The 15,109-nt window shown below is 64.5% G+C and carries 15 protein-coding genes; 4 read left to right on the top strand and 11 right to left on the bottom strand.

Going from position 1 to position 15,109, the window contains the following annotated elements; all coding sequences use genetic code 11:
* Positions 1–29: 29 nt before the first annotated feature.
* From accD to trpB, 3 genes are read right to left on the bottom strand one after another with little or no spacing between them, the layout of a single operon-like run.
* Positions 30–881: an acetyl-CoA carboxylase, carboxyltransferase subunit beta gene (gene accD / locus AC3WLM_RS04695; RefSeq protein ID WP_492476738.1), complete on the bottom strand. Its 852-nt coding sequence runs from the start codon at positions 879–881 to the stop codon at positions 30–32.
* On the bottom strand, positions 878–1,678 hold the full coding sequence (trpA, locus tag AC3WLM_RS04690) for a tryptophan synthase subunit alpha (protein WP_492476737.1): 801 nt from the start codon (positions 1,676–1,678) through the stop codon (positions 878–880). The genes accD and trpA overlap by 4 nt, the downstream gene beginning before the upstream one ends.
* Positions 1,675–2,889: a tryptophan synthase subunit beta gene (gene trpB / locus AC3WLM_RS04685; RefSeq protein WP_039334290.1), complete on the bottom strand. Its 1,215-nt coding sequence runs from the start codon at positions 2,887–2,889 to the stop codon at positions 1,675–1,677. Before trpB ends, trpA begins: the two co-directional genes overlap by 4 nt.
* Before the next feature lie 381 nt (positions 2,890–3,270).
* Between trpB and AC3WLM_RS04680 the strand changes: the two genes are divergently transcribed.
* On the top strand, positions 3,271–3,819 hold the full coding sequence (locus AC3WLM_RS04680; RefSeq protein ID WP_492476736.1) for a porin family protein: 549 nt from the start codon (positions 3,271–3,273) through the stop codon (positions 3,817–3,819).
* Between the two features lie 159 nt (positions 3,820–3,978).
* Here the strand turns inward: AC3WLM_RS04680 and AC3WLM_RS04675 are convergent, their stop codons facing one another.
* From AC3WLM_RS04675 to AC3WLM_RS04645, 7 genes are all read right to left on the bottom strand, one after another.
* Positions 3,979–4,623 carry a phosphoribosylanthranilate isomerase gene (locus tag AC3WLM_RS04675; protein ID WP_492476735.1) on the bottom strand — a complete coding sequence of 215 codons (645 nt, stop codon included), beginning with the start codon at positions 4,621–4,623 and terminating at the stop codon, positions 3,979–3,981.
* A gap of 44 nt (positions 4,624–4,667) precedes the next feature.
* On the bottom strand, positions 4,668–5,447 hold the full coding sequence (locus AC3WLM_RS04670; RefSeq protein WP_492476734.1) for an SIMPL domain-containing protein: 780 nt from the start codon (positions 5,445–5,447) through the stop codon (positions 4,668–4,670).
* 127 nt (positions 5,448–5,574) lie between these two features.
* Entirely contained in the window at positions 5,575–6,084 is a 510-nt protein-coding gene (locus tag AC3WLM_RS04665; protein WP_492476733.1) for a GNAT family N-acetyltransferase, read from the bottom strand.
* 4 nt (positions 6,085–6,088) lie between these two features.
* On the bottom strand, positions 6,089–6,763 hold the full coding sequence (gene pyrF, locus AC3WLM_RS04660; protein ID WP_039334278.1) for an orotidine-5'-phosphate decarboxylase: 675 nt from the start codon (positions 6,761–6,763) through the stop codon (positions 6,089–6,091).
* Complete coding sequence (locus AC3WLM_RS04655; RefSeq protein ID WP_062348484.1) at positions 6,760–7,077, bottom strand: lipopolysaccharide assembly protein LapA domain-containing protein; 318 nt, start codon at positions 7,075–7,077, stop codon at positions 6,760–6,762. The genes pyrF and AC3WLM_RS04655 overlap by 4 nt, the downstream gene beginning before the upstream one ends.
* Before the next feature lie 82 nt (positions 7,078–7,159).
* Positions 7,160–8,476 carry an adenylosuccinate lyase gene (purB, locus tag AC3WLM_RS04650; RefSeq protein WP_039334274.1) on the bottom strand — a complete coding sequence of 439 codons (1,317 nt, stop codon included), beginning with the start codon at positions 8,474–8,476 and terminating at the stop codon, positions 7,160–7,162.
* An 81-nt stretch (positions 8,477–8,557) separates the two neighbouring features.
* Positions 8,558–10,450 carry an acyltransferase family protein gene (locus AC3WLM_RS04645; RefSeq protein ID WP_492476732.1) on the bottom strand — a complete coding sequence of 631 codons (1,893 nt, stop codon included), beginning with the start codon at positions 10,448–10,450 and terminating at the stop codon, positions 8,558–8,560.
* Between the two features lie 179 nt (positions 10,451–10,629).
* Here AC3WLM_RS04645 and AC3WLM_RS04640 point away from each other — a divergent pair, with 179 nt between their 5' ends.
* Positions 10,630–10,755, top strand: a complete 126-nt coding sequence (locus AC3WLM_RS04640) for an entericidin A/B family lipoprotein (protein WP_082013356.1) — start codon at positions 10,630–10,632, stop codon at positions 10,753–10,755.
* Between the two features lie 4 nt (positions 10,756–10,759).
* Here the strand turns inward: AC3WLM_RS04640 and radC are convergent, their stop codons facing one another.
* Entirely contained in the window at positions 10,760–11,497 is a 738-nt protein-coding gene (gene radC, locus AC3WLM_RS04635) for a RadC family protein (RefSeq protein WP_492476731.1), read from the bottom strand.
* 122 nt (positions 11,498–11,619) lie between these two features.
* Here radC and AC3WLM_RS04630 point away from each other — a divergent pair, with 122 nt between their 5' ends.
* Together AC3WLM_RS04630 and AC3WLM_RS04625 are read left to right on the top strand one after the other, a co-directional pair.
* Entirely contained in the window at positions 11,620–14,844 is a 3,225-nt protein-coding gene (locus AC3WLM_RS04630) for an intermembrane phospholipid transport YdbH family protein (protein ID WP_492476730.1), read from the top strand.
* Positions 14,841–15,098 (top strand): YnbE family lipoprotein, encoded by a 258-nt coding sequence (locus AC3WLM_RS04625; protein ID WP_230487685.1) that lies wholly within the window; start codon positions 14,841–14,843, stop codon positions 15,096–15,098. Before AC3WLM_RS04630 ends, AC3WLM_RS04625 begins: the two co-directional genes overlap by 4 nt.
* The last annotated feature ends 11 nt before the right edge of the window (positions 15,099–15,109 follow it).

Genomic DNA, 15,109 nt, shown 5'->3' with positions numbered 1-15,109 from the left:
CCCCTCCCGCTTGCGGGAGGGGAGAAGACTCACGCCACCGCCTTGCCCGCCATCAGGTAATCGATCACCTGCGCCAGCGTCACCTTCAGGTCGCGGCGGTGGGTGACCATGTCGACCATGCCGTGGGCGTGGAGGTATTCGGCGCGCTGGAAGCCTTCGGGCAGCTTCTCGCGGATCGTGTCCTGGATGACGCGCTGTCCGGCAAAGCCGATGAGCGCACCGGGTTCGGCAATCTGCACGTCGCCCAGCATCGCGTAGGACGCGGTCACGCCGCCGGTGGTCGGATCGGTCAGCACCACGATATAGGGCAGGCCTGCCGCACGCAGGCGGGCGATGGCCACGGTCGAACGCGGCATTTGCATCAGGCTGAGGATGCCCTCCTGCATGCGCGCGCCGCCTGCTGCGGTTACGGCCACGTAGGGGCATTTCTCTTTGATCGCGCGCTCGCATCCGGCGACGAAGGCATTGCCCACGGCCATGCCCATCGAGCCGCCCATGAACGCGAATTCCTGCACGCCGACTACGGCCTTCTGCCCCTCGATCCGGCCGAAGGCGTTGGTCAGCGCATCGGCATGGGGATTGGCGGCGCGGGCGGCCTTCAGGCGATCGACGTACTTCTTGCTGTCGCGGAACTTGAGCGGGTCTTCCTTGACCTTGGGCGCGGGCAGCAGCTCGTAGCCAGCGTCGAGCAACTGGTCGAACCGTGCGTCGGCACCAATGCGGCCGTGGTGGTCGCAATAGGAGCAGACCGAGAGGTTGTCCTCATAGTCCTTCGTGAACAGCATTTCGCTGCACGAAGGGCACTTGATCCACAGGTTGTCCGGCGTGTCCCGCTTCGGCGTGAAGGGAAGCGCGTTGCGGACCTTGTTGAGCCAGCTCATACGAGTTCCTTGCGGGCAGAGTGGACGGCGGCGGCAAGCGCAGCGGTGAGTTCCTTCACCGGGCCAGCGGCATCCGCACCATGCTTGGCGACGAGATCGATGAAGGCCGATCCGACGACAACGCCATCGGCAACCTTGGCAATGGCCCCGGCCTGTTCGGGCGTGCGCACGCCGAAGCCGACGGCAACCGGAATCGTCGCCGAAGCCTTGATCCGCGCCACGGCCTCTTCGATGGACGATTGCGCAGCCTGCTGCATCCCGGTGATCCCGGCGACCGAGACGTAGTAGAGAAAGCCGGACGAACCTTCGAGCACGGCGGGCAGCCGCGCATGGTCGGTTGTCGGCGTGGCGAGGCGGATCAGTGAAACGCCGGCCGCGCGCAGGGCAGGGCCAAGTTCGGCGTCTTCCTCTGGCGGAATGTCAACGCAGATCACGCCATCGACGCCCGCCTTGACGCATTCGGCGGCGAACCAGTCGGCCCCACGGATGGTCATCGGATTGGCATAGCCCATCAGCACCAGCGGCACTTCCGGATGACGCGCGCGGAATTCGGTGGCGATGCGCAGGATATCGGCCGTCTTGGTGCCAGCGCCGAGCGAACGCAGATTGGCCAGCTGGATCGCCGGCCCATCGGCCATCGGATCGGTGAAGGGCATGCCCAGTTCGATCACGTCCGCGCCCCCTTCGACGAGAGCGTCGAGGATGGAAGCAGTGGCGTCAGGCGTCGGATCGCCGCCCGTGACGAAAGTGACGAGGGCGGGACGGCCCTTGGCGAAGGCGTTGGAGAGGCGAGTCACAACGAAACTCCCAGATGCTCCGCCACGGAAAAGATGTCCTTGTCGCCGCGACCGCACAGGTTGGCGAGGATGATCTGGTCCTTGTCCATCGTCGGCGCGAGCTTCTTGACGGCGGCGATGGCATGGGCGGGTTCCAGCGCGGGGATGATGCCTTCGGTGCGGCAGAGCAGCTGGAAGGCGTCCAGGGCTTCCTTGTCGGTCACCGAGGTATAATCGACGCGGCCAATTTCCTTGAGCCATGAATGCTCGGGCCCGATGCCGGGATAGTCGAGCCCGGCGCTGATCGAGTGGCCTTCGGTGATTTGGCCGTCCTCGTCCTGCAGCAGGTATGTCTTGTTGCCGTGGAGGATGCCGGGGCGTCCGCCTGCAAGGCTGGCGGCATGCTCCTTGTCCAGCCCATGGCCGGCTGCTTCCACGCCGAGCATCTTGACGCTGGCATCATCGAGGAACGGGTGGAAAAGGCCGATGGCGTTCGAACCGCCGCCGATGGCCGCGACCAGCACGTCAGGCAGGCGGCCAGTGCGGGCGAGCATCTGCGCGCGCGCTTCTTTGCCGATCACGCTCTGGAAATCGCGGACCAGTTCAGGGTAGGGGTGCGGGCCAGCAGCAGTGCCGATGATGTAGAACGTGTTGTGCACGTTCGCGACCCAATCGCGCAGCGCCTCGTTCATCGCATCCTTCAGCGTGCCAGCACCGGCCGTGACGGGCACGACTTCGGCGCCCAGCAGCTTCATGCGGAACACGTTGGGTTTCTGCCGCTCCACGTCGGTTGCGCCCATGAAGATCACGCAAGGCAGGCCAAAGCGCGCGCAGACCGTGGCAGTGGCGACGCCGTGCTGGCCCGCGCCGGTCTCGGCGATGATCCGCGTCTTGCCCATGCGCATGGCGAGCAGAATCTGGCCGATGCAGTTGTTGATCTTGTGCGCGCCGGTGTGGTTCAGCTCGTCGCGCTTGAACCAGACTTGCGCACCGCCCAACTCTTCGGTCAGCCGTGGCGCGAAGTAGAGCGGGCTCGGTCTGCCAACATAGTGTTCGAGCAGATCGTCGAACTCGGCCTGGAACGCCGGGTCGGCCTTGGCCTTGCGATATTCCTGCTCGAGATCGAGGATCAGCGGCATCAGCGTTTCGGCAACGTAGCGGCCACCGAACTGGCCGAAGTGGCCGCGTTCGTCGGGCTGGTTGCGGAAGCTGTTGGGAGTCTGCGCGTTCATGGGCTCGCGCTTGGCAGAGCCTTTGCGGAAAGTCCAGAATTGCAATGCCTGCACCTTTGGGGCAGGGGCAGTGCAAGGATAACATGCTGCATTGCGGCAACCTGCACGATCCGTTCATGTGCGGGCAATCTTGATCAGACTAGGGCGTCCTTGCAACGTCGTGAAGGCGGCTCCGAAAGGGGTCGCCTTTTGGCGTTATAATAATGGCCAAGTAAATCTCAAATGTAACAAAATTGTTAGTGTGCCGAATGTTGCACCTTTGTCACACGCTTGATGGTTTTGATTTTGTTGTGACTTTTATCATTGTCACCAAATTGGTCGATATCTACCTGCCGCCTTGCCACCTTCACAGAAGGGGCCAAAAAGTCAGGAGTAAAATCTATGCGTCTGGTTCTTATCTCTCTCGCCGCCTCGCTTGTTGCGGCTACCCCCGCGATGGCTTCGGGCGGTTACGTCGGCGTTGGCGTCACGCACGACAACATTGCTTCGTCGGCTGACTCGGAAGGCCTCGGGATCAATGGTCTCGGCGGTACTGTCTTCGCAGGTTACAACTTCGATCTGTCGAGCAAGGCATATGCAGGTTTCGAAGCCAACTTCGACCTCGCTTCGGCCAAGGTCGGCGACGATTCCGACGCCATCGAAGCCGATCACGCATTCGGCGCCTCGGCTCTTGTCGGCTTTCGTCCGAGCGATTCGACCGCAGTTTATGGCCGCGTTGGCTACCAGCGTGCGCGCCTGACGGTTGTCAGTGACGGTGACGAATTCTCGGATTCGGCTGACGGCCTGCGTCTCGGCCTCGGTGTCAAGACCGACCTGTCCGAGAAGCTCGCTCTGCGTCTGGAATACAACCACACGCACTATTACGGTGAAGACGGCGAGGATGGCCTGAACAACAACCAGGCAGTCGTGTCGCTGGTTTACGGCTTCTGATGCACTGCTCCCGTCAGGGAGCGGCAGCAATGAAAGACGGGCGGCCTCGAAAGAGGTCGCCCGTTTTCGTTTGGGCGATCAGCACAAGGGCGTCGCTATCACTCCGCTCTTGGAGGCGGGAGGGGGTGTGCTTGCGACGTGTCGGCTTTCAGCAGAGAATCAGGCGGTTCGTGCGTTGAAGCAGAAGGTGCGAATGCGGTCGGCATCCTTGACGCCCGGAGCGCTCTCTACGCCAGACGACACATCGACCAGCGACGTGCCGGTGCCGCGCACGGCTTCTGCCACGTTCGCGGGCGAAAGCCCCCCGGCAAGCCCCCATGGCAGCGGCCCCTTGTAGGCACGCAGCAGGTCCCAATCGAACGCAAGGCCAAGGCCACCGGGTAGCGCCGCGCCCTTCGGCGTCTTGGCATCGAACAGGATGAAATCGGCAACCCCGGCATAGGCATCGCCCTTGGCCACGTCGCCCGGGCCTGCCACCGAAATCACCTTCCACACCGGCTTGCCGAAACGGGTGCGAATTGCCGCCGCCCGCGCCGGGTCTTCCTTGCCGTGCAGTTGGATTGCGTCGAGCCGGGCCGCGGCCACGGCATCGCCCAGAGCTGCATCATCGGCATCGACGAACACGCCGACGCGGGTCAACCGGCCTTCGGCTTGCATGGCCAGGGCCTGAGCATCGGCCAGCGCAAGAAAGCGCGGGGAGGGCGGGAAGAAGTTGAACCCGACATGGCTTGCCCGCGCCTCGATCGTGGCGGAAAGCGCGTCGCGGGTGGTCACCCCGCAGATCTTGATGGACGGTCCAGGCATGAGCGGCGCGTTAGGAGAGGCGCGCCGCCCATGTCAATCAGGCCTCAGGGCGCCAGTTCGTAGCTGACGTTGACGGTCACGGCCATTTCAAGCTCGCCTGCGGCCACTGGCGAAGCGCTTTGCACCATGGCCTTTTCTGCCCGGGCGAACATCACGGGCGGCTGCGGCGGCGCCCAGCCACCGTTTTCGCTGATCGAGAGCACGCGCACAACGCGCAGCCCTGCGGCCCTGGCATAGAGATCGGCCCGCGCCCGCGCCTTCTTCATGGCTTCGAGCCGCGCCTCGTCGAGTGCACCATCGGGGCTGTCGATCTGGAAGGTGGGGCCGTTGACCTGGTTGGCACCGGCCGAAACCAGCGTATCGATGACTTTGCCGTACTGGTCGAGCTTGCGCTGGCGGACCGAGACCTGGTTGGTCGCCTGATAGCCGATGATGACCGGATCCTGCTGTTCGAAGGAGCCGTCGGGCAGGCGCTTGGGCTGGCCGTAGACCGGGTTCACCGAGAGGTTGCTGGTCTGGATGTCGCGCTCGGCGATGCCCGCTTTCTTCAGGGCGGCGATGACAGCGGTCATCCGCTGCGCATTCTCGGTCAGCGCTTCGCCCGCTGTCTTGCCCTGCGTGGTGACGCCGGCGTTGAACACGGCGAGGTCAGGTGTGCGGGCGGATTTGCCCTCTGCCGAGATGTTGAGCAGGGTGTTTCCAGCGGCGACGACGGGCCCGGACGAGACGGCCTGCGCGTGCGCACTCTGCGCAAGGCCTGCGCCGGCGGCGAGCGCGACCAGCGGCAACGTGGCAAGAACGGTAGCGGATTTGAAGAGCTTCACGGGGCTTGTCTCCTGTTGGTTGCGACAAGATTTGTCCAATCCAACTGTCGCCCACCTGAATTGGTGCCCGGTTAAACGTACCAACCCGCATTAATCCTTCTTTATCAGTCCCTGTTTTTTCCGCAAATCACTCAGCGAAAAGTGCTTTCTCCAGCACGACCATGCGGAACGGCACGGCCTCGCCATTGGGGAACGGCCGCGTCTCGCCGCTGCGCGCGTACCCGCGGCGTTCGTACCAGGCGATCAGTTCGGGCCGCGCGTCGATGACGGTCATTTCCATGAGCCGCGCGCCGAACACTTCGCTTGCCATATCCTCGGCATCGGCAATCAGTGCGCGGCCCAGGCCCTCGGCCTGCAGGTCGGGATCGACGCAAAGCATGCCGAGATAGGCGCGGTCCCGGCCCACATCGGTGATCGTCACCGTGCCTGCCAGCGCTCCGTCGATCTCGGCGAGCAGCACCCTCGATGCTGTCGAGGCTATGGTCTCTGCCAGTTCCGCGTCGCTCGTGCGTTCATCGTCGAGCAGGTCGGCTTCGTGCGTCCAACCGCGCTTGGCGGTGTCACCGCGATAGGCTTTCTCGACCAGCGCCCGCAGCGCTGGCACGTCCCCAGCCTTGGCCAACCGGAATCGGATCATGGGGTCAGAGCGTCGCCTCGATCGCGCGCGCAGCGGCGACCGGGTCTTCCGCGCGGCTGATCGGGCGGCCGATCACCAGCACGCTGGCGCCCGCATCGCGTGCGGCGCGAGGGGTGACGGCGCGCTTCTGGTCGCCCAGCTTGCCGTCGGCAGGGCGCAGGCCCGGCACCACGAAATAACCGTTCTTCCAGCGCTTGTGGATCGCTCCGACCTCATGCCCCGAACAGACGATGCCATCGAGCCCGGCTTCCTGGGCGAGGTCGGCAAGGCGAAGCGCCTGGTCATGGGCCGAGCCGCCAACGCCCATCGCCGCCATGTCGCTGTCGTCCAGGCTGGTCAGCACTGTCACGGCGACGACCTTGGTATGCTCCCCTGCCGCCGCCTTGGCATCCTCCATCATCGCGCGGCCACCGCCGGCATGGATCGTCACGATCGCCGGTTCGAGCACATGGATCGACTGCATCGCGCCCGCCACCGTGTTCGGGATGTCGTGCAGTTTCAGGTCGAGGAAGATGGGCAGACCCACCTTGGCCACCTCGTGCACGCCATGATGACCGTGTGCACAGAAGAACTCGAGCCCCAGCTTCAGCCCGCCGACGTGGCCCTTGACCTTCTTGGCAAGCGCGATGGCGGCGTCGAGCCGGGGCAGGTCGAGGGCAAGGTAGATCGGGTTGCTCACGGGGTCTCGCTCTTGAGTGTATCCGCGTCACGCGCGGTTTCGAGATTGGTCGACGACAGCGAAGGCGCGGCCTTGGCGCCAAGCGATGCCTCGAGGTTGGCAATGCGCCGCGTCAGCCGCCAGCGCGTCGTCCGGTACAGCAGCCAGGTCGGGACGAGACCGAGCAGGAAAGCAAGGATCACCAGCGCGGGCAGGCGGGTCTCCAGCAGCAGGCCTTCCCAGATGCGGACCTCGACCGGTTGCCAGTTGGCTGCGGTGAACGCAGCCAGCACGCCAACGACGAGTACCCAGAAAATCGTGCGCAGCATCCTCATGCCTTTCGCTCCGTGAGCCACCCGTCCTGCTCCGATGATTAGGACAGGTTAAGTCTCTTGGCGAGTCCCGGCAGGAAGGAGCTCAGGCTTCCCCGAACACCCGCGCGAAGATCGTGTCGATGGCCTTGAAGTGGTAATCGAGGTTGAACTTCTCCTCGATCTGCTCCGCGCTCAGCACCGCAGCGACCTCAGGGTCCGCCTTGAGCAGTTCCATCAGCGAAAGCTGGCCGTCCGATTCCCACACCTTCATCGCATTGCGCTGCACCAGACGGTAAGAAGCGTCGCGTTCTAACCCGGCCTGGGTCAGCGCCAGCAGCACGCGCTGCGAGTGGACAAGGCCGCCCATCTTGTCGAGATTCTTCTGCATCCGCTCGGGGTAGATCACGAGCTTGTCGACCACCGAGGTCAGGCGGGCGAGTGCGAAATCGAGCGTGATCGTCGCGTCCGGGCCGATGAAGCGCTCGACCGAGGAGTGCGAGATGTCACGCTCGTGCCACAGTGCCACGTTCTCCAGCGCCGGGGTGACGGCCGAGCGGACCATGCGGGCAAGGCCTGTGAGGTTCTCGGTCAGCACCGGGTTGCGCTTGTGCGGCATCGCCGACGAGCCCTTCTGGCCGGGCGAGAAGTATTCCTCCGCCTCGAGCACTTCGGTACGCTGCAGGTGGCGGATTTCCACGGCAAGGCGTTCGATCGACGAGGCGATGACGCCCAGCGTCGCAAAGAACATCGCATGACGATCGCGCGGGATCACCTGCGTCGAAACCGGCTCGACCGCAAGGCCGAGCTTATCGGCGACGTATTCCTCGACCGAGGGATCGATGTTGGCGAACGTGCCGACCGCGCCCGAGATTGCGCAAGTCGCGACTTCCGCCCGCGCGGCGACAAGGCGCGCGCGGCAGCGGGTGAACTCGGCATAGGCTTCGGCGAGCTTCTTGCCGAAGGTGGTCGGCTCGGCATGGATGCCGTGGCTGCGGCCGATGGTCGGGGTGTACTTGTGTTCGAACGCGCGGCGCTTGATCGCCTCGAGCAGGGCGTCCAGATCGGCCAGCAGCAGGTCCGAGGCGCGGGCGAGCTGCACGCTCAGCGTGGTGTCGAGCACGTCCGAGCTGGTCATGCCCTGGTGCATGAAGCGGGCTTCGGGGCCGACCTGCTGCGCCACCCAGTCAAGAAAGGCGATGACGTCGTGCTTGGTCACGGCCTCGATCGCGTCGATCGCGGCGACGTCGATGGCGGGGTTGGTCGCCCACCAGTCCCACAGTGCCTTGGCGCCCGAAGGCGGCACCACGCCCAGTTCGCCCAGCTTTTCGGTGGCGTGCGCTTCGATCTCGAACCAGATGCGGTAGCGGGCTTCCGGCTCCCAGATCGCGGTCATTGCGGGGCGGGCGTAACGGGGGACCATGTTCGACTCCGTGAATCTTGGCGCGGCAGGCTTCGCCGGGGCCGCTAGGGGCAAGGGGGCCGGAACGCAAGGGGCGAGGCGTCAAATCGGCCCGATCCGCTCCAGCATCCGGGCAATCACCCGGTCTGCTCCATGCGGGGTGAGGTGGGTGTCGTCAAAGTAGAGCGCTTTGCCGTGCTGCACGATGTCGCAGGCCTGCGGCCCGCACAGCACCTCTTGCGGATCGAAGAATCTGACGCCCGGGTGCGTTGCGGCGTAGCGCGAAAGCAGGGGGTTGATCCGGTACCCTTCCGCATCTTCGCGCGGCAAATGCTGCGGGCAGCGCGCGTTCACGAAGGCCAGGCACCGCATGTACCCGCCAACCATCTCGGGGCCCGCAGAAGCAGCGGTCGGCACGCTGCCGATGATCACGATTCGCGTTGCTGCAGGCAGGCTGGCCCGCAGCTGGTCTAGCGCTGCCTCGAGGCGGGGCCATCCGTCCCTTGAAGCGCGACCGAAGCGATGAAAATCCGAAGGGTCGAACAGCGCGCGGTCCCACCGATTCGCGATTATCACCACGGGAATAGCCCGCTGGCGCACCAGGCCGGCCAGAGCTGTGTAATGCTCGACGCAAGCCGAAGCCTCGCTGGATGCATAGCTGTAGTTGGTCACGCCCGGCAGGGAGAAACAGCCTGCCTGGGTCAACATTGCCCCTTCGCCCGCGCGTGCCGCCAGTACGTGAACATATTGGCGGGCATGGCTGTCGCCGAACAGGATGTATGGAACAGGCACCCCTGCAGGAGGCATGTGTTCGACCGGCTGGGGCAATGCAGCCGGATAGGCCAGCAGGGCATTGCGCCGGGCAGCGCTGGCCGGTTCCAGTTTCCCGAAAGCGCCAGCGGCACCAATGCCGAGGCAAAGCGCCAACCCGGCAATGCAGAACGCGGCCAGCGCCTTGCGTGAAGCCAGCATCCGACGCTCGCGCACCGGACGCTCGACAAGGTGCAGCGATCCGAACCCCAGCAGGACCGAAAAGGCGACCGCAGCTGCCGTCAGCCAGATCGGCGGCGTCCCCAGCCATTGATAGCGCGCAAATGCCAGAAGCGGATTGTGCCAGAGATAGAGGCCGTAGGAGGCACTGCCGATCGCCACCAGCGGGCGGAGAGACAGCATGCTGCCGACAGCATTGTCCGGCCGCGCATGGCGGAGGAGGAGTGCGGTGCCCAGAACGGGCAGCATCAGCCGCCAGTCCGGTGCGCTCGCCGCCTCGACGAAGGCTAGCCCCGCCAGAATCAGTGACAGTCCGGAAAGGGCCAGCCACGGGTTGGTCCGACCTTGCGGCAAGGCCATGCAGAATGCACCGAGCAGAAGTTCCCATGCGCGCGTCGGCAGATAATAGAAGGCGATCGTCTGGTGGCTGCCCGCAAGGGCGAGGCAACCGGTCAGCGATACGGCCGCCGCCCCGGCAAACCAGGGATGCAGGCGCCTTTGGCCTGCCCACCACAGCAGCATCACCAGCGCGGGAAACAGGATGTAGAACTGCTCTTCGACCGACAGGCTCCAGGTGTGGAGCAGGGGCTCGAACCCCTCGTCATCGTCGAAGTAGCCCGAGCCCCGAGCGAACATCATGTTCGAGGCGAAGACTGCGCTCGCTCCCATCCCTTTGGCGAACCGGCGAAAATCATCGGGGATCATCACCAGCCACGCGCACAGCAGACTGGCGAGAAGCATCGGAATCAGCGCTGGAAGGATGCGGCGGGCGCGGCGTTCATAGAAGTCTGCAAGGCTGAAGCGCCCTTGCTTCAGATCGGACAGGATCACGCCGGAGATCAGGTAGCCGCTGATCACGAAGAACACGTCGACGCCCACGAAGCCGCCGCCGAATCCCGGCGTGCCGGCATGGAACAGCACCACCGGAATCACGGCAAGCGCTCTCAGCCCTTCGATTTCACGCCTGTATTGCAAAACTGCCCGCCCAACCGTCCTGAGGACCACGATGGCCAAACCCGGCCGATCACGCAATTCCTGTTACGCTGCCGGTGTCGTGGTGCCGGTGTCGTAGTGGAGGTGTCGTGGTGAAGATTGCCGGACCCGTCGCCATGGCCATTGCACGAGATTGCATCGACGGCGGCCGCGCTATATCCGCGTCAGCGCATATTGCACGGAGAATGCACATGGCTCGCAAGGTTCTGGTCCTCGTCGCACTTGGCTGTTCACTGGCCCTCGCGGCCTGCAACACCGTCCAGGGCATCGGTCGCGACATCGAATCGGTCGGCAAGGCAGGCGAGAAGGCGATCTGATCCGCTAGATCAGGCCCTGTGCCTTGAGCGAGGTATAGCCTTCGCGCCCGATGACGATGTGGTCGTGCACGGTCATGCCCATAAGGCGCGCGGCTTCCGTGATCTTCTGCGTAACCTGAATGTCGGCCCGGCTGGGTTTGGGGCTACCCGAAGGGTGGTTGTGGACGAGGATCATCGCGGCCGCCCCCACGTCGAGCCCCTTCTTTACCACCTCGCGTGTATAGATCGGACTTTCGTCGAGCGTGCCATCGCCGACCAGATGGTCGAGTATCAGCATGTTCTGGGTGTTGAGATAGAGCACCCGCACCCGCTCCACGTTGAGATGGGCCATGTCGATGTGCAGGTAATCGAGGAGAGCCTGCCAGTTCGAAAGCACCGGCTGTTCGCGGACGACCGTCCTCGCCAACCTGCGTGCGGCAAGCGCGACGATCCGCAGCGCGGCCGCGCTGGTCTCGCCCATATTGGGATGCAGCGCCAAGGCTTGTGGATCGGCGGTGAGCACGCCTGCCAGACTGCCGAAACGCTGGATCAGCGAACGTGCGATCGGCTTGGTGTCGATCCTCGGCCGCCCCACCATCAGCAGGTATTCGATCACCTCGTGGTCGGCGAGGGCGTCCTCCCCGCCGCTCATCAGACGCTTGCGCAGACGCGCGCGATGGCCGCTGGCATCGCCGCCATCGAAGCTTGTCTTGCTGCCGCTTTCGCCGTTCCGTTCAGGAAAGAGTCCGGTTTGATCCGTCATTGATCCTATCCGGGCACCACTTCGGCGCTCAAGTGTTCGCCAATCGGTACAAACAGTTCGTACACGCAAGATGTAGATGCCGTGCATTGCCCAAGCGGTGGGAGTGCGCAAGAAGGGGGCAGATGGCAGATAGTTTCGAATTGGCGGAACCGGATGCGCCGCCAGACCCTGCGCGTTCGCGAAAGGGGCTTCGGCGCGTCAGCGTGTCTGTGCTTGTCCTTGCCGTGGCAGGTCTTGGGGGGCTGTGGATTGCCCGCAATTCGATCGCTGACCGCATCATTGTCGGCCAGCTCAAATCCTACGGTTTGCCCGCGACTTATGAGATAGAAAGCATCGGTCCTGGCAGGCAGGTTCTCCGCAACGTGGTTGTAGGGGATCCCCGCCGCCCGGATCTCACGATAGAGCGGGTCGAGGTGGGTATCCGCTACGGCCTTGGTGCGCCCTATCTCGGTTCGGTCAAGCTGGTCGCCCCGCGTCTTTATGGCCAGTACCGGGATGGCAGGGTCAGTTTTGGCTCGCTCGACAAGGTGATCTACGCGCCCAAGACCGACAGCCAGCCTTTCGCGCTGCCCAGGCTCGACCTGCAGGTCCGGGACGGTCGCGGCCTGATCCTCACCGATTCGGGGAAGATCGGCCTTTCGGTGGAAGGCAAGGGCGGCTTGCAGAACGGCTTTGCCGGGACACTGGCTGCGGTCGCGCCGTCGCTGATGGGGGGCGGCTGCAAGGCGGACGGCGCTCGCTTTGTCGGCAGAATCGCGGTGCGCGAGGAGCGCCCATCGCTGACCGGGCCGCTCCGGCTGGATCGCATTGCGTGCGACAGCGGTGCGAGGAGTGGGCCACTGGTGGCGGATCTTGATGCACGGGCCGACAAGGGTTTTGCAGGAATCGCCGGTGCCGCCACGGTGCGCGGCAACAAGCTGGTCGTCCCCGGCCTCTCTGCCGAAACGCTGGCGCTTGATACGCGCCTCGCTTTCCGTGATGGCGCATTGACCGGTCGGGTCGATGCCAATGCTGGCGGGGTCAGCAGCGGCGGCGTTCGCTTTGGCCTGCTCGGGCTGGAAGGTTCGGTCCGCACCCGCGAGGCTTTCCGCAAGGCAGAATTCCGCGGAACGATCGACGGGCAGGGCCTGCGGCAGGGGGCGGCACTCGACAACGCCCTGGCCTCGGGTGAGCGGAGTGCCAGCGGCACGCTCCTCGCCCCGATGCTCGCCCAACTGCGCGCCAGCCTCAAGCGCGAGGAACGTGGCAGCCGCCTCGGCGGCGAGATCGCGCTGCGCCGCAATGGCGAGGCGATTTCGGTGGTGATTCCGCAGGCACGGCTGACCGGCGGCACCGGGCAGACGCTGCTCACGCTTTCGCGCTTTCAGATGGCCAGCGGCACCAAGGGCGGGCCACCGCTGCTGGCGGGCAGTTTTGCAACCGGTGGCGCGGGTCTGCCGCGAATCGTCGGACGGATGGAGCGCGGGCGGGCCGGGCAGGCGCTGTTCCGTCTGACCATGGCGCCGTGGCGCGCGGCCGGTGGGTCGCTGGCAATCCCCGAAATGATGGTTGCCCAGATCGCCGACGGATCGCTGGGCTTTTCAGGAACCACGCAACTGTCCGGCGCAATTCCGGGCGGTTCGGTGCAGAACCTCGTGCTCCCCGTCAGCGGTGCCTACGGTGCGCGGGGCGAACTTGCACTCTGGCGCCACTGCGTCACCGCCCGGTTCGACCGGTTGGAACTCGGCCAGATGGCGGTGGATGGAAACGCCCTCCAGCTCTGCCCACCCGGTGGCAGCGCGATCGTCCGCAACGGGGCAAGGGGGCTGCAGGTGGCGGCCGGCACGCCCGGACTCGACCTCACCGGCAAGCTTGCTGACACGCAACTTGCCCTGCGCACCGGCGCTGTTGGATTTGCCTGGCCGGGCGTGCTCAAGGCGTCGGCCGTGGATGTCACGCTGGGCCCGCCTGCTACCGCAACGCACCTCACAGTTGCCAATCTGGACGCGAGAGTTGGGGGAGAGTTGGGGGGGAGTTACGGGGGAGTTGGAGCCACGCTCGCAGCCGTCCCGCTCGATATCTCCAATGCCTCAGGGCAGTGGCGCTATGTCGATGAAAAGCTTGTGCTTTCCGGCACCGAGTTTGACCTCACCGACCGCCTGGACCCAGCGCGGTTCGAAAGGCTCCATGCCACGGGCGCGACGCTCACGCTGGCGGATAATCGCATTACGGCCAATGCCTTGCTGCGCGAAGCAAAGACCTCGCGCGAGGTTGGAGCGGTGAAGGTGCGCCATGATCTCGCAACCGCCAGCGGCCACGCCGACATCAGCGTCGACAACCTCGTCTTCGACAAGGGCTTCCAGCCTGCGCAACTGACCCGCCTTGCCCTCGGCGTGGTCGCCAATGTCAACGGCAAGGTGACCGGCGACGGGGTCATCGACTGGAATGCGCGCGGGGTGACAAGTTCCGGCACGTTCGGCACCGAAAACCTTGATCTTGCAGCAGCTTTCGGTCCGGTGAAGGGCCTGAAGGGCAAGCTTGTGTTCACCGACCTGCTCGGCATGGTCACCGCCCCGCATCAAAAGCTGACTGTTGCCTCGATCAACCCCGGCATCGAGGTGACCGAGGGTGTGGTCGACATAAGTCTCCTGCCGGATCAGGTGCTTAGACTGCACGATGCGCGCTGGCCGTTCCTCGGGGGCACGCTGGTGCTGGAGCCAACCGACTTGCGCCTCGGCCTGGCCGAAGCCCGTCGCTACACCCTGACGGTCATCGGCATTGATGCCGCCAAGTTCATCGAGAAGATGGAACTGGGAAATCTTGCTGCGACAGGCACTTTCGACGGACAGTTCCCGCTGATTTTCGACGCGAACGGCGGGCGGATCGAGGAAGGGACGCTGGTCTCCCGCGCGCCCGGCGGCAACGTCTCATACATCGGCGCGTTGACCTACGAGAACATGGGGGCGATGGCGAACTTCGCGTTCGATGCGCTGAAATCATTGGATTACAAGACGATGACCATCGCCATGCGGGGCGATCTGGAAGGCGAGATCGTCACCAACGTCAAGTTCGGCGGCGTAAAGCAGGGCGCTGGCACGAAACGGAACTTCATCACCAAGCAAGTTGCCAACCTGCCGATCCAGTTCAACGTGAACATCCGCGCGCCATTCTATCAGCTCATTACCTCGTTCAAGGCGATGTACGATCCCGCCTTCGTCAAGGATCCCAGAACCCTGGGCCTGGTCGATGCGCAGGGACGACCGCTCTACCGTTCGGCATACGGCGTGCGCCCCGGCGGGGTGCCGGTGATCGCCCTTCCCGGAAACACTGAAAACATTCAGCCTGCAGAAAGCGGAAAAATGCCATGAGGAACCTGGAATTGACCCGATCCGCGAAGCCTGCGACGAGAACCGTCATGGGGAAAGACGGATTTCAGTTCTGGTCGCGCCTTCTGCTGGCGTTGCCATTGATGGGGGGCCTGGCATTGGGCGGCTGCATTTCGGTGAAGGCGCCGGACAAGCCGATCGTGATCGAGCTCAACATCAACATCAAGCAGGAGGTCGTGTACCGGCTCGCGCAGGATGCGAATAACACGATCGAAAGCAACCCGGACATCTTCTGATGTCAGGCGCG

It is taken from the genome of Novosphingobium sp. FW305-C-30-35, assembly GCF_058783135.1.
This window is presented reverse-complemented; position numbering and strand designations above follow the sequence as displayed.